Consider the following 23,310-nt stretch of genomic DNA (forward strand, 5'->3'; position numbering starts at 1 on the left):
GCTTAATTTTAATTAAAACCAGCAATAAAAGCTTCGCCGTCCCCATCAATAAACAAGTTTTCTGCTTTTTTACCTATAAATATGCTCTCACCTTTCTTAAGATTTAAGGATTTATTTATACTCACGCACCCATTTAAAACTAGCAAGACCATTGCACTATTTCTATTAATACAAATGTTCTCATTTATTTTTTTTTGAATCAATTTCAAATTAGTATTTGGAAGTCTAAATACGCTAAAATTATCTTGAAAATCGGGATTTAAAAATGATAACTTTCCTTCCTCAAATTGACCAACTCTTAACATCTCGTCTTTATCAATATACTTTGTAGTAAGCCCAGCCCTAATAACATTGTCGGAATTGGTCATAAGCTCAATGCAATCTCCCTTAAGATATGCATGCACCTCCTGACTATTTGTATAAACAACTTCTCCTGGTTTTAGTTTTAAAATATTCATACCTAAAAATACCAAAAGGCCCACATCTATACCATAAATATTGTAAATTTCATTAAACCAATAGCCCCTAAAATTATCAATAAGATCCAAATTTTTTAAAATTTTTTCAATAATCTTCTCAAGTTCATACATTTGTAAATCAAAAATAGTCTTTACAAAATCTTTATGTGATTGAAAGTCGAAATTTAATTCCAGAATTTCATAAATTTTTTTAATCTCATCTAAGGGTAAAAAGCCTTTAAGAGCATAAAAATCACTAAGAGCATAAATAAGTTCAATTTTGGGGTTTTTGTCTTTGTATGTCCTTTTGGGATCATTAATGTCTATCCCTTTATTATTCTCTGATTCATACCCTTTTAAGGCAATATCTTTAGAAGGATGAATTTGAATAGACAGGGGCTTATTTGCAGACAATACCTTAAGCAAAAAAGGAAATTCGTCATTACAGCCTAAAAGCTCTTTATGATCTTCTAAAAAATCGCTTAAAAGCACATATTCATTTTTATACAAAATCTTACTAGAAAATGTCTTGTGTGCTCCAAGCCACATTTCAGCCTTGGGCTTTCCATCAATCTTATCACCCAAAAGATTGGGAATAAAATTAATTCCGCCCCAATCATATTCTTTAATATTATTTTTCATTAAAAAAATATTATCTTCATTATTCATTCAGATTCCTTTAATTTTAAAGATTTCAAAAAAATTACCAAAGCTGTTGCAACCGCAACTCCAACAGCAATTGCAATAATAAACCCAAATTTATTATCAATAACAGGAAGTACTATTGGTCCTCCGTGTGGAGCATGATTAGCAACGCCTAAAAAAGCGGCAATAATGCTTGATACAGCTCCCCCTACCACTATCGAAGGGATTACCCGTCCGGGATCACTAGCAGCAAAAGGAATAGCTCCTTCGCTAATACCAATAAATGAAATTAAAAAGGCTATTTTACCAGATTCTTTTTCTTCATTTTCAAACAATTTAGGTGCTAAAAAGGTTGCAAGCCCCATAGCCATAGGAGGAACAGGAATTGCTGCTGCTACCATTCCCATTATTTCTGGCACTTGAGGAATTAGCCCTACACCAAAAAGAAATGCCACTTTATTAAAAGGTCCGCCCATATCAACAGTAATCATTGAACCTAGTACTAAGCCTAAGAAAATTTTACCCAACACGCCAAAAGTTTCCGAATTACTCTGTAAAGATTTAAGCCCACTCTCAAGCACCCCCATAAATTTTCCAATATAAACACCAAAATACAGCATAAAAAAGCCGACAATAATGGTGCTTATTAGCGGAATTACAAATATAGGCATTACAGGTCTTAACCACTCAGGAACAGATCTTCTTGCTAAAAACCTTGCAACATAACCTGCAAGAAAGCCCGCAAATATTGCGCCCAAGAAACCTGCTTTTACATTCCCAGACATTACTCCACCAACAAGACCGGGGGTAAGACCAGGCTTATCAGCAATTGCCATTGCAATAAAACCAGCAAGCACGGGCAACATCATCCCAAAAGCTATAGAACCAATATCTGCAATCTGCTTATAAAATGGATGCTCAGCAAAATTAGGCCCATCAGGTCCAATCCCAACAAAAGCAATGCTAAGAGCAATTAAAATTCCTCCACTTGCAACAACAGGAATCATTGGAGATACCCCACTCATTAAATATTTATAAAAACTACCTTTGCCTGTTGCAACCGAAGCTTTAGTATCACTATTAGTACCGGAGTCTTTGCTTTTAAATACCGGAGCATTAAAAGATTCCTTAATAATATTTTCTGTATTGTTTATCGCTTTTACAGTTGAAACTTTATAAACTCTCTTACCTTCAAATCTCTTTTCATCAATATCCTTATCAACAGCAAGTATTACAACGGACGCATTCTTAATTTCCTCTTCTGTTAAGGCATTTTCAATACCAATAGATCCTTGAGTTTCTACTCTAATGCTATAACCCTGCTTTTTAGCTTCATTTTCAATTTTCTTAGCTGCAATATACGTATGAGCAACTCCAACAGGACAAGCAGTTACGGCCACTATTTTTTCTGCTTTTGTAGCTCCAAAAACCTCTTCTTTAGCCTTTCTTTGAACATTTTCAATATAATAATAAATGTCATCAGTAGTAACAAACCCGCGTAAAGCATTTTGAAAAGCATCATCTTCAAATAGTTTAGCTATAAAAGCAATCGCCTTAAGGTGTTCATTACCTTGTTGTTTTTTTGACATACAAATCAAAAATATTAAATTAACAGGGGGGTTTTCTTCAGACCACTTAACCCCAGAACCTTTAATGTAAAGCAATGAAATAAAACTAGTCTTAACAACATCTCCTATAAAATGAGGAATTGCAACCCCATTTTCCCAAGAAGTGTCACCTATCTTTTCTCTATCAAGAATTCCTTGAAGAAACTCTTTTTTATTATCTATATATCCCTTATCATTGATTTTTTCAATTAAAAAATCAATTACATCTTCTTTTGAATTTACTTCTGGCAAAACAAATACAAGATCTTTTTTCAAAAAATTAAAAAACATAACTGTGGTCTCCTAGTAATTAAACATATTGTATAATATACAATAAAAATAGCATACCACAGCCACCTAATATAAAAAATATTTTTTAAACTAAACAGGGAAATTTTATCTAAATACATATCGCAATATTGAAAAGGTAAAACAATTTTTATATTATTTAAAATAATCAGTTTATGAAAAAAACTCCAAACACTTGTATTTTCTTAACATTGCTTATCATTTCCAATTTAAATGCACTTGCAAATGAAGAAGGCAATACTAATGAAAAAAATGATCAACCCAAACAAATCTCTAATTTTTTTAGCCCAGAAAGAGGGTTCATATATTCAACAGGAATTGGGATTGGAGTTGGATTTTTTCTAAATTCAAATATTAAACACCTTATCTTTAGACCTTATTATACATTCTCTAATAATACTTTTGATTTTTTAATCGTTGCTATGATATTAACAAGGGAAAGCCTTAATATCCCCAAAAAAATGCAATACTTTAAATCTTATATTGGAGGAGGAATAAACTGGCACATTGCAAACTTAATTAAAAAAACAAAATATTTTTCCGCCACCATTGGCATAGGTGGTCGTTTTTACCTATCTACAAACTTTATAGAAGACATTCGATTTTACGAAAAATTGCCTTATGTAATAGAGCCTTATATGTTTATTGAAATTTCTTCTAAAAAGGCAATTCCTTTAATGGGGTTAGACTTTAAAATTGATTTTTTATTTTTAGATACATTTAACATTTCTTTTAATTTTACTATTAGATATAATTTTAAGGACAAAAACGAGATGGAAACATGAAAAAAAGGTCGAAATTTTTTCTTTACTGCTATATTTTATGCCTAACAGGATTTTTATTTTTTTCATTAAATCCAAAAGCCCTAAAACAAATTAAACACAAATTTATGACTATTTAGAAATAATAGAAATAATACACTGACATTACAAAATCTATTCCAATAAAAGAAGCCCAATTAATACCAAAAGGATATCTTACTACTCAAATAATAAGCAAAAAACACTATACCTTAGGATATGCTGAAAGCGCAAGACAATCTGAATGGGCTGCTTATCCGCTTAAAAGAGAAATGGTAGAACTAGCATTAACTTTGTTAAAATCAAAAAAAATTAAAAGAAGTACCAAATTCTTTGAAGACACCAACATTAAGGGCGCTTTTCCAAAACTTGAAGATTACTTTAAAAGCGGTTATGACAGAGGACACATAGTAAGTTCTGCAGATATGTCTTTTTCTGAAAATGCAATGAAAGATACATATTTTTTATCAAATATGTCACCTCAAAAAAGCGAATTTAATTCTGGAATTTGGCTAAAACTTGAAAAATTAGTAAGAGAATGGGCAATCTCAAAAGGATATATATATATTATTAGCGCTGGGATTTTAACAGAAAATAAAGGATTTATTGGTAAAAACAAAATTTTGATACCTAAAAATTTTTATAAAATAGTACTGGCAATTAATAATAACAATTATTATGACATAATCTCTTTTATTATCCCAAATGAAAAAGCAAAAGACTTGGATTTGGAAAATTATGTTGTTAGCGTTGACTTAATTGAAAAAAAAACAAAGATAGATTTTTTTGAAAAACTTGATTCAAAAATTAAAAAAAATATTAAAAAAATAAAAAACACGCATTCTTGGAAATTTAAATGAAATCAATATTTGCAAAGTTAAACGCTTCTATCAATCTCTTTCTTTTTATAATTTTTATTTTGGCAACAATAGTTATACTGACTTTCTCCTATAAAATAAAATATAATGAAAACTATCAAAATTATATTCTAGAAATTTACAATAATAATTTTATAATATTGGTTAATAAATTAACCATCTTTATTGCTGGGATCATAGGCTCGCTGTGGTCATACATTAACTACAAAAGAACCAACAATATACAATTTATATTTTTCTATTGCTTTATTAGCTCATATACATTAGACCCTATTTTAATCTCTGAAGATTTTTTTTTAAAAAACAATCTAAATTCAAGTTATTATTTGTTTACAAAATTTATCCTTTTTGTAAACACTTTTTCATTATTAAATTTATTTTTTCTCAGTTTATATATATGCGATTTCAAAATAAAATCAATACATTATACAATTTACATTATTTTGATCTTTGCCTGCATATATAGTTACACAATGCCTATTAATTCGTACGAAAATAGCCAAAACCACGGAATTCTTAAAATAGAAAATACAAAATTTTACATAGATGCATTCTTGCTACTTATTTTAACAAACTTTATAGTAGCCTTTTTAAGAAAAAAAAGCTTTGACTATTTTTTCCTTTTTGTTTCAATGCTTTTAATATTAAGTGGAATTTACTTGAATTTGCTAAAAATGCCTTATGCCTTTCTCCCAATCTCAATTGGTATACCAATCTACTTAAAAAAATCAGGGAAAATTTTCTTTTACTGGCTATAAAAAAAAGAAGTTAAAAAATAGGACGAAGCTGAAACAACAAGCGGTAAAAATAAATTGTCATAATTAGCAGCATCAAAAAGCTCTACCAATACTGCTAAAATCCCAAGAATTAAAGCTACTGTCAAATAAGGAAAAAAATAATAATATGAAAAAAAAGTAACACAAAATACAACAAGACTGCCAGAAATCGTTTTACCATTTACAAGCTTAAAAGAAGGAATTAACTTTCCAATAAGACTTGCAAATCCATCACCAAGACATACCGAAAATATTCCAATATAATTAAAAGGATGCATAGATAAACAATATGATATCAATATACCTAAAAACAAAAAGACAGGAGAAAAAGATACTCTATTGGGCAATATTTTTCTTGATTTTAATATTATGTTTGAAATGTTTTTAAAGAAAAGTATTTTTTTTTCAGTAATTCTAAAAATTTCAGAACTTAAGTATAAAATCATAAAAAGTATATTAGAAAAAAGCCCTATCCAAAAATTTATTCTATAAAAAACTAAAACTATTAAGCTAAAAATATGAAAAAATTTTCTAAAAATTTCATACTTAATATCTTCTCTAAGAATTGTTCTTTTAAACTCATCAAACATCATTTGATCTTTTTAAAATGCATATTAAATCGACATTTGAAAACATTTTTTCCAACACTCATTAAATTCCTCATTTATTGCTGCAAATAAATTAAAATAAACAAAAACCTTTTTATAAACCTATGTCTTATAATAAAATTACTTATATTAATTTTACAATTTTTTTTCAAAAAAAATATTCTTACCTAAGAGATTTATTATAAATAGGCAATACTTATTTATAAAGAGAAGAATTAAGCAGGTTCCCAAAAATGCTAGAAATTGAAGATAAACTATTTTTAAAATTTTGTGATTTTATATATAACAACAGTGGAATTCGTTTTGATGAAAAAAATAAATTTGTTCTTCAAAGCAGAGTGAATGATGCAGTACGAGCTCTTGCTCTTGAAAACCCATCACAACTTTATAATTTAATAATTAGTGAAAAATTAAAAAAAGAATATTTCTTAGATTTGGTCACAACAAATTTAACAAGATTTTTTAGAAATTCGCTACATTTTCAAACTTTTGAAAAATTTGTAATTCCGAATTTAATTAATATTAAAAACATAGAAAAAAAAAATAGGATTATCATCTGGTCTGCGGGATGTTCAACAGGAGAAGAGCCTTATTCATTAGCATTTGTACTCAAATCAAAGCTTCCAAAAGAAATAGATTTTGTTATTATTGCTTCTGATTTAAGCTTAAAATCTTTGATGATAGCAAAGGAAGGATATTACTCATCAAATAAATGTGAAAATATTCCTAAAGAATACCGACACTACATATATTCTCATTCAAACGGATATAAAATTAAAAATGAAATTAAAAATCACATAAGATTTGATTATCATAACTTAAACTTTGAAAGTAATTTTTCGGAAATTGATGTTGTTTTTTGTAGAAATGTTTTAATATACTTTGATGAAAAATCAAAAATAAAAGTACTTAAAAAATTTTACAACAATATGTCTAAAAACAGCTATTTATTTATAGGACACTCAGAATCACTTTTTGGGCTCAACCTTCCTTTTAAATTTTTAAAAACACCTTGGGCAATAATATATGAAAAAAAAGATACTGGCTGTCAAAAAGAAAAATTCAAATCACAAAATAAATATAAGTTATAATTTAACAAGAATAAAATGGGAAAAAAGTAACGGTGGAAACAAAAATTTCTGTACTTATCATAGAATACTTTGCTGTAAAGAGAAAACTTATATCAGACCTTATCAATTCATCTCCAAAACTCCAAGTCATTGCAACTGCTTCTAACAGCAAATTTGCAACAAATAAACTTAAAAAACATAAACCCGAAGTAATATTAATGAATTTAGAAGAGAACAATATTAAAGATATTCTATTTTTGGAGGAAAAAAACAGTTTAAACAAAACAATACCAATTGTCGTCACATCTTCAAATCAAAACCTAATAAATATTGCTGCTTCAAAGGGCGCCGATGATCTTATATTAGTATCTAAAAACAAAAAATCACATGAAATCAAAAAAGAACAAATTATTAATTCTCTTTTGGCCTATGGATCGATATCTATAAAAAATAAAATTGCCTGCAATAAGGACATGAAAACAAAAAACTACGAAAGAGCTAATTTTATTTTAAATCACAAAAATGACATTTCTTCATTAAATCAACTTGAAGAACATGCAAAAGAAAAAACATTAAATGAAAAAGAAATAAAAAAACTTAAACTGAGAAAATTTGACATAATAGCAATTGGAGTATCAGCGGGGGGGCCTGTAGCCTTGAAATCAATATTACCAGAAATACCTGAAAGCTTTCCGCCAATAATAATTGTTCAACATATGCCTAAAGGATTTACAGAAGAATTTGCCAAAAATCTTAATAATCTATGTAAAATAAGCGTAAAAGAAACCACCAATAACGAAATATTAAAGCAAGGATATGCATACATTAGCTCGGGCGGATATCATACAAAAATCAAAAAAATCGATGGTAACTATCAAATAAAAACCCTCGATGGTAAACATATAAATGGTCACAAACCATCTATTGGGGTATTATTTCAATCTATTGCAGAGATTGCAAAAGATAAAGCAATTGCCATAATAATGACTGGAATGGGAAATGATGGATCAAGAGAAATTGGAGATATAAAAAAAGCTGGAGGACTAACTATTGCGCAAGATAAAGAAAGTTCTATGGTTTTTGGAATGCCAAAAATAGCAATAAAGGAAAACAATATAGACTATATAGTTCCACTAAGCCATATGGTAAAATTATTAAAAGCTATACTAATTAATAGCTAAATTTTTTTAAACAAGGAATATTTTTTGGACAATAAAAAAGAAAACACCGAAACAGAAGACTGTTTTTCTCATGTAAGTAAATTTAATATACACAATAAAACAATATACATACTTGGAACTGCTCACGTGTCAAAAAAAAGCTCAGAAGATACTGCAAATTTAATAGAAATCTTAAAACCAGACTATATTGCCGTTGAACTTGATGAAGCTCGCTATCATTCGATCTTAAATACCAATGAAAATGAAAAATGGAGAAACTTAGATATAGATAAAGCATTAAAACAAGGAAAAGCTTTCTTTCTCATAATAAACATAATTCTTAGTAATTTTCAAAAAAAATTAGCAAAAGAACAGGGAATAAAACCTGGTGAAGAAATGAAAACAGCTATTTTAAAAGCTAAAAAACACAATATTCCACTAATTCTTGCTGACAGAAAAATTGAAACAACACTAAAAAGAGCTTGGATATCTATTCCAATATTTGAAAAAGCAAAAATAATCTCAAGCCTTTTTTCCCTAACAGATGCAAAAATTACAAAAGATGAAATTGAAAAACTCAAAGAACAGGACGCTCTTTCAAAAATAATGGAAGAACTTTCCAAAGAAATACCCAAAGTAAAAAAAGTTTTAATTGACGAAAGAGACGAATTTATTACAAACAAAATACTTGAAGGAGAGGGCATTATTCTTGCCATTGTGGGTGCAGGCCATGTAAGCGGAATAATGAGAACTTTAAAAGAAATAAGTCAAAATAAAAAAATAATAAACGTTGAAGAACTCGAGAAAATACCTAAAAAACATTTTTCATTTAGCAAAGTGCTATCTTACTTGATTGCAATTTCAATCATTTTACTAATAGTAAGCTCTTTTTACTTTAAAGGATTTGATTTTGCTTACAAAAATTTAAAGCTTTGGATAATATCTAACTCTATTTTTTCAGGCATCGCATCGATTTTATTAAAATCTCATCCCTTAACAATTTTAACAGCTATTATAGGTTCTCCAATATTCTCCTTAATACCATTCATAGGAACAGGTATGGTAGCAGGGCTTGTTGAAGCTTATATAAACAAACCAAAAGTCAAAGACTTTGAAAATCTACAAGAAGAATTGTCGACAATAAAAGGATATTTCAAAAACAAAGTTACAAGAATTCTATTAATAGTGATTTTTGTAAACCTTGGATCTACAATTGGAACAATCGTAGGACTTAAATTTTTATTAAATGTTTTCAAATAAACCCTTAAAATAACAAATATTTAAACAGGAGTATATATGGGGCTTGTATTTTTAGGTCCTCCGGGTTCTGGAAAGGGGACTATTTCAAAAATTATTTCTAATGAATTTAAATATCAACACATTTCAACAGGAGACTTATTTAGAGAAAATATTTTAAATTCTACGGCTCTTGGGCAAGAAATAAAAAAAATTGTTGAAAGGGGAGAACTGGTCCCCGACCTAATTACAATCAAAATAGTAGAAGATAAAATTAAAGCTATTAAAAAGAACAAAGATTTTATTTTAGATGGATTTCCGCGCAATATTTGTCAAGCCGAGGCTCTTGACAAATTTTTGCCAAATGTAAAAATAATAAATTTTTTAATTGATGAAGAGTTAGTGATAAAAAGACTCTCGGGAAGAAGAATTTGCAAATCTTGCAATAATATTTTCAATATATATACCCTAACAACAAAAAAAAATGGTATTTGCGACGTTTGTGGGGGAGATCTTTATCAACGAGAAGATGATAAAGAAGAATGCTTAAAAACAAGACTCAAAGAATATAAATTACAAACAAAACCGCTAATAGAATTTTACTCAAAATGCTCTAGACTTAACAATGTTGATGCATCTGTTAAAATTGATGAAATAAAAAAAAAGATAATTAAAATAATGTTAAAAAAAAATTAAATGGAAAAGGTATTTTAAATAAAATGTTAATAAAAAAAATTTGCTTTTGTTTGTTACTTTTGCAAGCAAAAATAATTCTTTCCCAAGATCAACAGAACTTAGAATTTAATAATGAATATTTTTATTTTAATTTTCAATCTGCTTATTATCCTCCCCACGAGCTGGGTACAAATGGAAGCGGCTTTTCACAAAGCTTTAAACATCCTAACTTCCAAAATATTGACCCAAGTTTAAAAATTCCAGTCAATTATTGGGGGGGAATAAAACTAATATCATATTTGGGCTACTATAAAAATTTTAAAGCCCTAAACAATCCCAATTCTATATTTTTTAAAAATAATGGTATAGATATAGATTTAAATATCGGATTGTCTCCTGTAATTGTCTCATTTAAAAGCACAGTAAGCTTTACTCCTATTGCTTTTTTAAATTTATATGCATCAAATGAACTTGGCATAGGTTGGCAAGCTTTTGGATTTAAAGGAGTAGGCGTACACATTGAAAATGGGAAATATTCAAATGCTGTTGAATTTTATTCAGAAATAACAGCGGGGGGACGATTCCAATTTGACTTAAACGCTATTTTTCAAGGAGAATGGACACACATTATTACAGTTATTGGAAATGATTTTACATACTTAATCAATCCCCATGCAAAAAAAGATCAACTTTGGAAATATAAAGCAGATGATGGTAAAAATATAAATGGCATGCTAATAAAACCTTACGCTCTTTTGGCTTACAAAATGCCAATACCTCTTAACACCATAGGCCTGCTTTATGAAGGAAAAACACAAATTGGCAAAGAAAGAAACATAAGCTCTTGGAAAAACAAAGGCTGGGGAAGTGATATTTTTTATCACAACATTTCTATTGTTGCTAATTTTGAAATTATCAAACCTTTAACACTTGGCCTTCAATTTAAATTATCTACAAATCCCACATACACAAGTAACACAGCCGGACTGGCTGATATTTCAAAAAGAATAGCAACTGGCAATTCTTATTTTTATTACGATTCTATTGGAATGTCTATAACTTATAAATACTAAAGTCTATTAAATATAAATTTAATATCTAAACTGATTTCTTCCAGAAACTTTAGCCTCATAAAGCTTGCGATCAGCAAGCCTTATGATATTGGTAAAATTGTTATCAATAGGAACTTCTTGAGCAAGCCCAATTGAAACAGTAACAATGCCAGAAACACTACTGTGCTCATGAACTATTCTTAAGCGTTTTATATCATTAATCATTGTTTTAATAATACTAACCATTTCATTTAGACTTTTGTTGACAGAAAAAAAAATAAATTCTTCCCCTCCATATCGAGCAACATCTATTTTATATTTTAAGGAAACCTTATATAAGGCTTTAGCAATCAATTTAAGACATTCATCACCATTGGTATGGCCATAATTATCATTGTAATTTTTAAAATTATCAATATCTAACATTCCAACAATTATTATTTCTTTACTTTCTAAAGCTTTCATCCACGACTTAGAAAATTTATCCATAAAAAATCTTCTGTTTGGAATTTGAGTAAGCCCATCAATTCTAGACAAGCTTTTAAAATAATCTCTTAACCTTTTTAATTCAAGATGTGTCTTAACTCTAGCATCAATTATTCGACTATTAAAAGGCTTTAAAATATAATCTACTCCACCAACGTTAAATCCTTCAAGCTGAGCATCTGTGGAACTTCTTGAACTAATGAAAATTACAGGAATCTCTTTAGTATCGGGATCGCTTTTTAGCTTTCTGCATACCTCATAACCGTTAATATCTGGAAGACCTATGTCAAGAAGTATAAGATCAGGACTATCTTTTTCAACTTGCTTTAAAGCATCAAGTCCATTTGTTGCAACCTCAATCTCGTAAGCACCTTGCAATATATTTACCAATAAATCTAAATTGTGGGGAGAATCATCCACAATTAAAAGCTTCTGATTCTCTGCTTCAAAAGCTTTATCTTTAATTATCATTTCCACTGCTAATATCTCTTATTATTAAGCATTTCAATAATCTCTTCAAGAATCTTAGAGCTCTCAGCAAATCTATATAATCTTAAATTTCTGCGAAGATCACTAAATAATACCTGAATATTATCGTCTAAAACATATTTATTAATGCTCTCAAGAATTTCTTTGTATTCTCTTGGCTTTCTAGTCTTAATACCAATTAAAAGTTTGTTGAGAAGGTTTAAAAATTGATCATTATTTTTAAAATATAGCTTGTTCTCACTAACAATCTCAGACTCAAACAAAATATTTTCCTTTATGTCGCTTATTAGTTGAAATAAATCATCTTTTACAAAAGAATACATTTTTTTCAACTCAGAAATTGAATCTTTACTTGTTTCAATTTTTTGAAAATCTTTATACAATTCGCTACGCATATTAGAAAGAGCTCCAGATATTGAATGAGATATATCCTTAATTAAAGACAAATCTTCCTCATCAAAAGCTTTTTCCAAATCAATAATATTAATAGAGATAAAATCAACAAGCCCTCTACATAATTCAGAATATGATACATATGAAAGATTTAATTCTTTTAAAGCCCTATTAACATCTAAATTAGGAAACTTAACAAGTTGATTCAAATTTTCATTCTCCCCAATATCATCAACTTCAAACTGTAAGTATTTTTTTAATATAGTTTTAATTGAACTTATGTGTATTGGTTTTGAGATATAATCATTCATACCACTTGCAAGACACTTGTCTTTATACTCTTGCAAAGCATGCGCTGTTACAGCAACCAAAACACAAGGCTTTAAATTCTTTGCCTTTTCAAATTTTCTAATTTCCTTAGCCACCGAAAATCCATCATATCTTGGCATTCGTATATCAATAAAAGAGATAGTATATTTTTTATCTTTTAAAGATTTTAAAGCCTTTACTCCATCATCTACAACATCAATAAAATTTTCATTAATGCCTATAACAACAAGAATATCTTTCAACACTTTTTGATTTACCTGATTATCTTCAGCTATTAAAACATTAATGGGCTCTTTTATCCTTAAAGCACTATCTATTGGAACCAAATCCTCAAAATCCATTTCTGGGTTAAACTCTTTTTTATAAAGAATAGAGCATATACCAAGCCCCATTAAAGGCTTTTTAACATAACCATATTTTAAATTTTTTAGAGCTTTATTATCTAAATAATAAAATAAAAAAATAATTTGTACATCAGAATTTAGTCTTTCAATATTATTGGCAAGTCGAATACCCTCTTGAATATTATCGTTATTTACATTTATATAAACAAAATTATAAGAAGGGTATTTCTTGAAGACTTTATAAGCATCCTCAAAAGACGCTACATAGCGCACATTAGAAGAGCATCCCAATAAAATCGAACAGTGCTCAAAAATTTTAATAGATTTTTGACTTAAAAGCACATTTAATACTTTATTGTCACCATTTACTGATTGAAATCTATTGATTGACAATTTTTTACTTTTAAGCTCACTACCCAATAAAAAGGGCAACATAAATGAAAAAGTTGTACCCTCTCCCACCTTGCTATCAACAGCAATACCAAGACCACCCATTAGTCTTATAAGCTCTCTAGATATTGACAATCCCAATCCTGCACCTTCATGAACCCTTGAAGAAGAATCATCCTCTTGTTTAAATATTTCAAATATCTTAGAAAAATTTTCTTTTTCAATCCCTTTGCCTGTATCTATTACCTTAAATTCAACTGTAACCAAAACCCTATTACCATCAGTTCTTGTTCTACATACTTCTTCATAATTTAAAACAATAACACCATCATCTGTAAACTTAAAAGCATTTCCTATTAAATTAATTAAAACTTGTTTAATTTTTACAATATCACCCTTTATATAATTATTAAAAATAGATTTAGAATAAGAGAATAAATCAATATTTTTCTTTGCACATTGAGATTGAAAAGCTTTTAAAACCATTTCCATTTCACTCTCTAAATCAATCTCTTGACTCTCAACATATAATTCATTGACATCTATTTTAGACAAATACAATATATCATCAATTAAAGAAAGCAAAGAATCAGATGAATAATTTATCATCCTAACATAATCTTTTTGAACATCTGTAAGAATAGTTGTATCCAAAAGCTCAGTAGCCGCCATTATTCCGTTAATAGGGGTACGAATATCATGACTGACATTGGCTATAAAAATGGTTTTAGCAGCATTAGCGGCTTCCGCAATCTTTTTTTCATTCATCACAAAAGAATATCTTCTTTTCTGCTCAAATGATAATCTGAACATAAATATAATTACAAATCCTAAAAAAGTAAAATAAAATATAATGAATGTTATCACTAAAAATTTGAAATTTTTAAACCTGATACTTCTGGATTTATAATAAATATCAAATTTCCAATCATTTAAATACATCTGACTGTCAACATTTGAACGCATAACAACTTTTTGAATAATTTCTTTCAAGATATAATCTTGATTATAAATAGCAAGACTCAAATCAAAAGCCAAATCTCTAAAAGTAGGAATTTTTTCAACATCATCAATATTTAATTCCTCAAAAACAGCAGCAGCTGTATACTCATCGCTAATAATCCCATCTACCTTTCCCTTATAAAGAAGAAGCAACGCTTCATTAAAACTGCTTACCAGAATAAGCTTTGATTTAATATTAGAAGCCAAATTTTTACTATATAAAAAATCAAGTATAGCAAACTTTTCTAAAGATCTAGATGGAAGCACCCTTTTCTTATTTGAAAAAATATAAAGTGGAATTCGAGAATTTAATTTTATGTTGAAAACATTATCTAAATTTGAATCGGTTGCATTAGTATTTAGCATATCGATTTTTCCAGATTTGATTAATTTTTTAAGATCTAAACTGCTGTGTACTTTAATTATGTTAAATCTCAAACCTGAAAACATTCTAATCTTATCAAGCAAAAATTGATTTATTCCTTTATAATTATTTGCCTCAACATAATCTATTGGATACCAATTTTTAACAGCAAGATTTAATTTATTATTTTTTGATAACCAAATTTTTTCTTCTATATTAAATTTAACCTTATTCATAATTTTATAACTATTTATTCTAGAACTATTAATCTCTTCTTTATCCAACCAATTTTTATCTATTTGAAGCAAAGATTCAAATGAAATATCATCAAATATAGAATTGAGAATATATTTAATAACCTTATAAATCCTATTATCAATGGCTAATACTAAAAACCTATTTTTATTAAAAATCGAATCGTAAGATTTTAATCTACCGTTATATCCATTTAATTTTAACAAATATTTTGTTGTTATTGAATTTTCTATAAACCCATATGAATTATTAACAATATCTATAAAGTTATTAACAATATCTTTATTCTTATTTAATTGAATATTATTAAAATTAAAATCAATAAACTGAGAATTTATTGGACCAGCATCATTGCTTAGGTCTTTAGAATAAAATTTAAAATTAAGAGGATATATTGGCTTACTTACTACATAATTAACATTTTCCAACACACTATCATTGCTAATAATTCCTCCAAAAATACCTACTGATTTTCCATCTAATGATTTCTTAATATCCTCTTTGGAAAATCCCTTAAAAATAGGTTTAAAGATATGTTGTCTTGAGAGAAGATTCCACAAATCCACTAAAATGCCAGACAATTTTCCCTGTGAATTAATAAAACTTAAAGGAGGATAATCATTATATAAACCAACATCAACAAAACTTCCCTTAGCATTGCTATCTAAAAAAGAAAAAACAAGTTCCTCAGGCATTTTCATTAAATATGAAAACAAATCTAAATTCAAATTCTTTACTATCTCAGGAGCATTTCTACTAATAGCCACTCTATTTTTGATACTATAAAAAACATCCCCGGTAAAAATCACAAGATCTTCACTTAAAAAGTTATTTGCAATATAATGTAAAGTCTTGCAATCACCATATATATAATCAACTTTATCGTTTTTTAAGGCCAATACTAACTCTTGAGAATTATCAGCCAAAAAAATGGTGTTAACGTTTTTTAACCTTAAGATATCTTCATATATTGTATTTTTAATAACTCCTATATTAAAATTGGATAAAAATGTTGAATGGGTATTTTTATATTTTTTATTAGAGTTTTTAAAAAATAAAATTGAAATACTCCTAGCAAGCTCACTTTTAAAATAAAAAAAATCATTTAATTTTACATTATAAGTTAATCCTAAATATATTGCTTCGTCTTCAATTTCACTTTCATTTAAATTATCAATATGCTCAACCATAATATCAGCATTATTATCTTTTGCCCATTTATCTAAAATAGAAAAAATAAGTCCTTCATATTCTCCTTTATTATTCTTGTAGTAAAAAGGAAAAAATTGATCTACAAGCTTAAACTTGAAAATATCCTTAGAAAATAAATTGACGTTGACAAAGCAAACCAAAAGTAAAATTAAAAAATTAGTACTTAAAAAGTTTGCTTTTTTCATGTTATTTTAAAATTCCCTTATTAAAAACAACAGTTTTACCACTGTGTAAAAATAAATATACACAATAAATTCAAGGTTTAAAGTATAAAAACAAAAACCCTGGCAATAACCTACTCTCCCGCGAACTCGCAGTACCATCAGCGAATAAGAGCTTAACTTCTGTGTTCGGAATGATAACAGGTGTTTCCTCTTTTCTTTAACCACCAGGGTTTTTACAAGGAAGACAAAAATATGGCCAAAGATACGGGTAATTAGTATTAGTCAGCTTAATATATTGCTATACTTACACTTCTAACCTATCAACCTGGTATTCTTCCAGGACCCTTAAAGGATATCTCATCTTGAGGAAGGCTTCCCACTTAGATGCTTTCAGCGGTTATCCTTTCCGAACGTAGCTACCCAGCACTTACCCTTGGCAGGATAACTGGCACACTAGAGGTTCGTCCATCTCGGTCCTCTCGTACTAAAGATAGCTCCTCTCAAATATCCAACGCTTGTGGCAGATAGGGACCAAACTGTCTCACGACGTTCTGAACCCAGCTCGCGTACCGCTTTAAATGGCGAACAGCCATACCCTTAGGACCTGCTCCAGCCCTAGGATGCGATGAGCCGACATCGAGGTGCCAAACCCTTCCGTCGATGTGAACTCTTGGGAAGGATAAGCCTGTTATCCCCGGAGTACCTTTTATTCGTTAAGTGACGGCGCTTCCACTTGCCACCGCCAGATCACTAAGACCTACTTTCGTATCTGTTCGACTTGTCAGTCTTACAGTTAAGCTACCTTATGCCTTTACACTTACAGAGTGATTTCCAACCACTCTAAGGTAACCTTTGCGCACCTCCGTTACTCTTTAGGAGGCGACCGCCCCAGTCAAACTACCCACCTGGCACTCTCCTCATATTTCTATAAGTTAGAAACCTAATTAAACAAGGGTGGTATTTCAAGATTGACTCCACTACCCCTGACGAGATAGCTTCAAAGTCTCCCACCTATCCTACACATATTTAATCAAATCTCAATACCAAGCTATAGTAAAGGTTCACGGGGTCTTTCCGTCTAACCACAAGTAATCGGCATCTTCACCGATACTTCAATTTCACCGAGCTCCACGTTGAGACAGCGTCCAAATCGTTACACCATTCGTGCGGGTCGGAACTTACCCGACAAGGAATTTCGCTACCTTAGGACCGTTATAGTTACGGCCGCCGTTTACTGGGGCTTAAATTCAATGCTTCGCATAAACTAACATCTCCTCTTAACCTTCCAGCACCGGGCAGGTGTCAGTCCCTATACTTCTCTTTACAGATTTGCAGAGACCTGTGTTTTTGGTAAACAGTCGTTTGGACCATTTTTATGCTACCTAATTGCTTAGGTCGTACTTATCCCGAAGTTACGTACGTATTTTGCAGAGTTCCTTAACGTGGATTCTCTCGCGCGCCTTAGAATTTTCATCCCACCTACCTGTGTCGGTTTGCGGTACGGTCCCTTATAGCCTAACCTTAGAAGCTATTTCTTGGCACCTTGACTACCTACATTTCATGCTACCTAAATAGCACTCATCATCACATCTTAGCTCTCTTAACGGATTTTCCTATTAAGATCATCGCCTTAATGCTTAAACTAGGACAACCATCGCCTAGCAGTAGTTAACCTCATGCGTCACTCCATCGAAACTATAAGAGGTACGGGAATATTAACCCGTTTCCCATCGACTACACTTTTCAGCTTTGCCTTAGGGGCCGACTAACCCTGGGAAGACGACCTTTACCCAGGAAACCTTAGGTTTTCGGCGAATGGGAATCTCACCCATTTTTTCGTTACTCATACCTGCATTCTCACTTCTGATACCTCCATCAAACTTTCCAGCTTAACTTCTCTGGCTTACAGAACGCTCCCCTACCATCTTAACTTTCGTTAAGATCCAAAGCTTCGGTAATGTGTTTAGCCCCGTTACATTATCGGCGCTTAAGTACTCGACCAGTGAGCTATTACGCACTCTTTAAAGGTATGGCTGCTTCTAAGCCAACCTCCTGGCTGTTTACGTACCTAAACCTCCTTTTCCACTTAACACATTTTTGAGACCTTAGCTGTTGGTCTGGGTTGTTTCCCTCTCGACTATGAACCTTATCGCCCATAGTCTCACTCCTATTCATCATTTAATAGCATTCGGAGTTTAACTGAGTTTGGTACCCTTTGACAGGCCCTAGCTCAATTAGTGCTCTACCTCTATTAAACTAAAATAAGGCTGAACTTAAATCCATTTCGGGGAGAACCAGCTATCTCCGAGTTTGTTTAGCCTTTCACTCCTATTCACAGCTCATCCCTGCCTTTTTAAACAGACTAGAGTTCGGCCCTCCACTTGGTTTTACCCAAGCTTCAGCCTGGCCATAAATAGATCACTCGGCTTCGGGTCTACCACATCTAACTAAATCGCCCTTTTAAGACTCGCTTTCGCTTCGACTCCAGCACTTCTATGCTTTAATCTTGCTAGACATGATAACTCGCAGGTTCATTATGCAAAAGGCACGCCATCACCGCAATAAATTACGGCTTTGACTGCTTGTAAGTCTACGGTTTCAGTTCTATTTCACTCCCCTCCCGGGGTTCTTTTCACCTTTCCCTCACGGTACTCTTCTCTATCGGTAGCTTTCTAGTATTTAGCCTTGGAGAGTGGTCTCCCCAGCTTCAAACAAGGTTTCTCGTGCCTCGTCCTACTCAGGAACATTTTAAAAAGATATTTACATTTAAATTACAGGACTATCACCTTCTTTGGTTAAACTTTCCAGATTATTCTTCTATATAAATATTTTGTAACTTTTTTGCTTATTACAGACTAAGCCTAAACGTCCTACAACCCCATAAATGCAACGCTCTGCAGCTTGACACATTTAAAGTTTGGGCTACTCCCTTTTCGCTCGCCACTACTAAGGGAATCTCTTTGATTTCTTTTCCTCAGGGTACTTAGATGGTTCACTTCCCCTGGTATCGCCTCTATTATTTAAATAATAGATAGCTAGCATCTTGCTAGCTGGATTACTCCATTCGGTAATCTTGGGATCAATAAATGTTTGCTTCTCCCCCAAGCTTTTCGCAGCTTACCACGACCTTCTTCGCCTTAAAGCTCCTAGGCATTCACCATAGACTCTTATTACTTTGACCATATTTTTATCTTCCATCTCTATTTTGCCAATTTATTTATACAACATAAAATAATATATATCTTTGTTTAATACATGTCAATATATATTTTATTTTTTATGTTATTTAAACAACACATTCAAAAACACCAATATTTAAAAAACATAAAAATAAAATCAAAGTTTAAAGTATAAAAATAAAAACCCTGGCAATAACCTACTCTCCCGCGAACTCGCAGTACCATCAGCGAATAAGAGCTTAACTTCTGTGTTCGGAATGATAACAGGTGTTTCCTCTTTTCTTTAACCACCAGGGTTTTTACAAGGAAGACAAAAATATGGCCAAAGATACGGGTAATTAGTATTAGTCAGCTTAATATATTGCTATACTTACACTTCTAACCTATCGACCTGGTATTCTTCCAGGACCCTTAAAGGATATCTCATCTTGAGGAAGGCTTCCCACTTAGATGCTTTCAGCGGTTATCCTTTCCGAACGTAGCTACCCAGCACTTACCCTTGGCAGGATAACTGGTACACTAGAGGTTCGTCCATCTCGGTCCTCTCGTACTAAAGATAGCTCCTCTCAAATATCCAACGCTTGTGGCAGATAGGGACCAAACTGTCTCACGACGTTCTGAACCCAGCTCGCGTACCGCTTTAAATGGCGAACAGCCATACCCTTAGGACCTGCTCCAGCCCTAGGATGCGATGAGCCGACATCGAGGTGCCAAACCCTTCCGTCGATGTGAACTCTTGGGAAGGATAAGCCTGTTATCCCCGGAGTACCTTTTATTCGTTAAGTGACGGCGCTTCCACTTGCCACCGCCAGATCACTAAGACCTACTTTCGTATCTGTTCGACTTGTCAGTCTTACAGTTAAGCTACCTTATGCCTTTACACTTACAGAGTGATTTCCAACCACTCTAAGGTAACCTTTGCGCACCTCCGTTACTCTTTAGGAGGCGACCGCCCCAGTCAAACTACCCACCTGGCACTCTCCTCATATTTCTATAAGTTAGAAACCTAATTAAACAAGGGTGGTATTTCAAGATTGACTCCACTACCCCTGACGAGATAGCTTCAAAGTCTCCCACCTATCCTACACATATTTAATCAAATCTCAATACCAAGCTATAGTAAAGGTTCACGGGGTCTTTCCGTCTAACCACAAGTAATCGGCATCTTCACCGATACTTCAATTTCACCGAGCTCCACGTTGAGACAGCGTCCAAATCGTTACACCATTCGTGCGGGTCGGAACTTACCCGACAAGGAATTTCGCTACCTTAGGACCGTTATAGTTACGGCCGCCGTTTACTGGGGCTTAAATTCAATGCTTCGCATAAACTAACATCTCCTCTTAACCTTCCAGCACCGGGCAGGTGTCAGTCCCTATACTTCTCTTTACAGATTTGCAGAGACCTGTGTTTTTGGTAAACAGTCGTTTGGACCATTTTTATGCTACCTAATTGCTTAGGTCGTACTTATCCCGAAGTTACGTACGTATTTTGCAGAGTTCCTTAACGTGGATTCTCTCGCGCGCCTTAGAATTTTCATCCCACCTACCTGTGTCGGTTTGCGGTACGGTCCCTTATAGCCTAACCTTAGAAGCTATTTCTTGGCACCTTGACTACCTACATTTCATGCTACCTAAATAGCACTCATCATCACATCTTAGCTCTCTTAACGGATTTTCCTATTAAGATCATCGCCTTAATGCTTAAACTAGGACAACCATCGCCTAGCAGTAGTTAACCTCATGCGTCACTCCATCGAAACTATAAGAGGTACGGGAATATTAACCCGTTTCCCATCGACTACACTTTTCAGCTTTGCCTTAGGGGCCGACTAACCCTGGGAAGACGACCTTTACCCAGGAAACCTTAGGTTTTCGGCGAATGGGAATCTCACCCATTTTTTCGTTACTCATACCTGCATTCTCACTTCTGATACCTCCATCAAACTTTCCAGTTTAACTTCTCTGGCTTACAGAACGCTCCCCTACCATCTTAACTTTCGTTAAGATCCAAAGCTTCGGTAATGTGTTTAGCCCCGTTACATTATCGGCGCTTAAGTACTCGACCAGTGAGCTATTACGCACTCTTTAAAGGTATGGCTGCTTCTAAGCCAACCTCCTGGCTGTTTACGTACCTAAACCTCCTTTTCCACTTAACACATTTTTGAGACCTTAGCTGTTGGTCTGGGTTGTTTCCCTCTCGACTATGAACCTTATCGCCCATAGTCTCACTCCTATTCATCATTTAATAGCATTCGGAGTTTAACTGAGTTTGGTACCCTTTGACAGGCCCTAGCTCAATTAGTGCTCTACCTCTATTAAACTAAAATAAGGCTGAACTTAAATCCATTTCGGGGAGAACCAGCTATCTCCGAGTTTGTTTAGCCTTTCACTCCTATTCACAGCTCATCCCTGCCTTTTTAAACAGACTAGAGTTCGGCCCTCCACTTGGTTTTACCCAAGCTTCAGCCTGGCCATAAATAGATCACTCGGCTTCGGGTCTACCACATCTAACTAAATCGCCCTTTTAAGACTCGCTTTCGCTTCGACTCCAGCACTTCTATGCTTTAATCTTGCTAGACATGATAACTCGCAGGTTCATTATGCAAAAGGCACGCCATCACCGCAATAAATTACGGCTTTGACTGCTTGTAAGTCTACGGTTTCAGTTCTATTTCACTCCCCTCCCGGGGTTCTTTTCACCTTTCCCTCACGGTACTCTTCTCTATCGGTAGCTTTCTAGTATTTAGCCTTGGAGAGTGGTCTCCCCAGCTTCAAACAAGGTTTCTCGTGCCTCGTCCTACTCAGGAACATTTTAAAAAGATATTTACATTTAAATTACAGGACTATCACCTTCTTTGGTTAAACTTTCCAGATTATTCTTCTATATAAATATTTTGTAACTTTTTTGCTTATTACAGACTAAGCCTAAACGTCCTACAACCCCATAAATGCAACGCTCTGCAGCTTGACACATTTAAAGTTTGGGCTACTCCCTTTTCGCTCGCCACTACTAAGGGAATCTCTTTGATTTCTTTTCCTCAGGGTACTTAGATGGTTCACTTCCCCTGGTATCGCCTCTATTATTTAAATAATAGATAGCTAGCATCTTGCTAGCTGGATTACTCCATTCGGTAATCTTGGGATCAATAAATGTTTGCTTCTCCCCCAAGCTTTTCGCAGCTTACCACGACCTTCTTCGCCTTAAAGCTCCTAGGCATTCACCATAGACTCTTATTACTTTGACCATATTTTTATCTTCCATCTCTATTTTGCCAATTTGTTTATGCAACATAAAATAATATATATCTTTGTTTAATCCATGTCAATACTTATTCCAATATTTTAATAAATAAATTTTCAAAAATACATTATAAGTAAAAAATTTATATTTTAAATAGAAAATCCTGCTAAAAATAAATCAAATGG

12 protein-coding genes, 4 rRNA genes and 1 pseudogene are annotated in these 23,310 nt (G+C 32.1%); 8 read left to right on the top strand and 9 right to left on the bottom strand.

Going from position 1 to position 23,310, the window contains the following annotated elements; translation table 11 throughout:
• Positions 1-8: 8 nt before the first annotated feature.
• Positions 9-1,127, bottom strand: a complete 1,119-nt coding sequence (gene manA, locus BB_RS02015; protein WP_002661081.1) for a mannose-6-phosphate isomerase, class I — start codon at positions 1,125-1,127, stop codon at positions 9-11.
• The gene (locus tag BB_RS02020; protein WP_002657873.1) at positions 1,124-3,001 is read right to left on the bottom strand and encodes a fructose-specific PTS transporter subunit EIIC; all 1,878 of its coding nucleotides are present in this window, start codon (positions 2,999-3,001) and stop codon (positions 1,124-1,126) included. The genes manA and BB_RS02020 overlap by 4 nt, the downstream gene beginning before the upstream one ends.
• 173 nt (positions 3,002-3,174) lie before the next feature.
• Between BB_RS02020 and BB_RS02025 the strand changes: the two genes are divergently transcribed.
• From BB_RS02025 to BB_RS02035, 3 genes and pseudogenes are all read left to right on the top strand, one after another.
• Complete coding sequence (locus BB_RS02025; RefSeq protein WP_002657875.1) at positions 3,175-3,804, top strand: hypothetical protein; 630 nt, start codon at positions 3,175-3,177, stop codon at positions 3,802-3,804.
• A pseudogene (locus tag BB_RS02030) lies at positions 3,801-4,679 on the top strand (DNA/RNA non-specific endonuclease). Before BB_RS02025 ends, BB_RS02030 begins: the two are co-directional and overlap by 4 nt.
• Positions 4,676-5,455: a hypothetical protein gene (locus tag BB_RS02035; protein WP_002557006.1), complete on the top strand. Its 780-nt coding sequence runs from the start codon at positions 4,676-4,678 to the stop codon at positions 5,453-5,455. The pseudogene BB_RS02030 and the gene BB_RS02035 overlap by 4 nt, the downstream one beginning before the upstream one ends.
• On the opposite strand, the gene BB_RS02040 is transcribed toward BB_RS02035, so the two are convergent.
• The gene (locus BB_RS02040) at positions 5,443-6,063 is read right to left on the bottom strand and encodes a diacylglycerol/polyprenol kinase family protein (RefSeq protein WP_010889745.1); all 621 of its coding nucleotides are present in this window, start codon (positions 6,061-6,063) and stop codon (positions 5,443-5,445) included. The two genes, BB_RS02035 and BB_RS02040, sit on opposite strands and share 13 nt — an antisense overlap.
• A gap of 251 nt (positions 6,064-6,314) precedes the next feature.
• Here BB_RS02040 and BB_RS02045 point away from each other — a divergent pair, with 251 nt between their 5' ends.
• From BB_RS02045 to BB_RS02065, 5 genes are read left to right on the top strand one after another with little or no spacing between them, the layout of a single operon-like run.
• Entirely contained in the window at positions 6,315-7,172 is an 858-nt protein-coding gene (locus BB_RS02045) for a protein-glutamate O-methyltransferase (protein ID WP_002557008.1), read from the top strand.
• A 32-nt stretch (positions 7,173-7,204) separates the two neighbouring features.
• Positions 7,205-8,332 carry a chemotaxis protein CheB gene (locus BB_RS02050; RefSeq protein WP_002657881.1) on the top strand — a complete coding sequence of 376 codons (1,128 nt, stop codon included), beginning with the start codon at positions 7,205-7,207 and terminating at the stop codon, positions 8,330-8,332.
• A gap of 24 nt (positions 8,333-8,356) precedes the next feature.
• A complete protein-coding gene (locus BB_RS02055; RefSeq protein WP_002656981.1) occupies positions 8,357-9,571 on the top strand; it encodes a TraB/GumN family protein in 1,215 nt (404 codons plus the stop codon).
• Between the two features lie 36 nt (positions 9,572-9,607).
• The gene (locus BB_RS02060) at positions 9,608-10,243 is read left to right on the top strand and encodes an adenylate kinase (RefSeq protein ID WP_002655966.1); all 636 of its coding nucleotides are present in this window, start codon (positions 9,608-9,610) and stop codon (positions 10,241-10,243) included.
• 23 nt (positions 10,244-10,266) lie between these two features.
• On the top strand, positions 10,267-11,295 hold the full coding sequence (locus BB_RS02065) for a hypothetical protein (protein ID WP_002658797.1): 1,029 nt from the start codon (positions 10,267-10,269) through the stop codon (positions 11,293-11,295).
• An 18-nt stretch (positions 11,296-11,313) separates the two neighbouring features.
• On the opposite strand, the gene rrp1 is transcribed toward BB_RS02065, so the two are convergent.
• The 6 genes from rrp1 to BB_RS02100 form a co-directional block, all read right to left on the bottom strand.
• Positions 11,314-12,237 (bottom strand): cyclic-di-GMP-producing response regulator Rrp1, encoded by a 924-nt coding sequence (gene rrp1 / locus BB_RS02070; protein WP_010256898.1) that lies wholly within the window; start codon positions 12,235-12,237, stop codon positions 11,314-11,316.
• A 2-nt stretch (positions 12,238-12,239) separates the two neighbouring features.
• Positions 12,240-16,724 carry a response regulator gene (locus BB_RS02075; protein WP_010889746.1) on the bottom strand — a complete coding sequence of 1,495 codons (4,485 nt, stop codon included), beginning with the start codon at positions 16,722-16,724 and terminating at the stop codon, positions 12,240-12,242.
• A gap of 97 nt (positions 16,725-16,821) precedes the next feature.
• Positions 16,822-16,932: ribosomal RNA gene (rrf, locus tag BB_RS02080) — 5S ribosomal RNA — on the bottom strand.
• Between the two features lie 23 nt (positions 16,933-16,955).
• Positions 16,956-19,884 (bottom strand): 23S ribosomal RNA (locus BB_RS02085).
• A gap of 182 nt (positions 19,885-20,066) precedes the next feature.
• Positions 20,067-20,177 (bottom strand): 5S ribosomal RNA (rrf, locus tag BB_RS02095).
• A gap of 23 nt (positions 20,178-20,200) precedes the next feature.
• Positions 20,201-23,129, bottom strand: a 23S ribosomal RNA gene (locus BB_RS02100).
• Positions 23,130-23,310: the final 181 nt, after the last annotated feature.

It is taken from the genome of Borreliella burgdorferi B31 (assembly GCF_000008685.2).
In the GTDB taxonomy this organism is placed as follows: domain Bacteria; phylum Spirochaetota; class Spirochaetia; order Borreliales; family Borreliaceae; genus Borreliella; species Borreliella burgdorferi.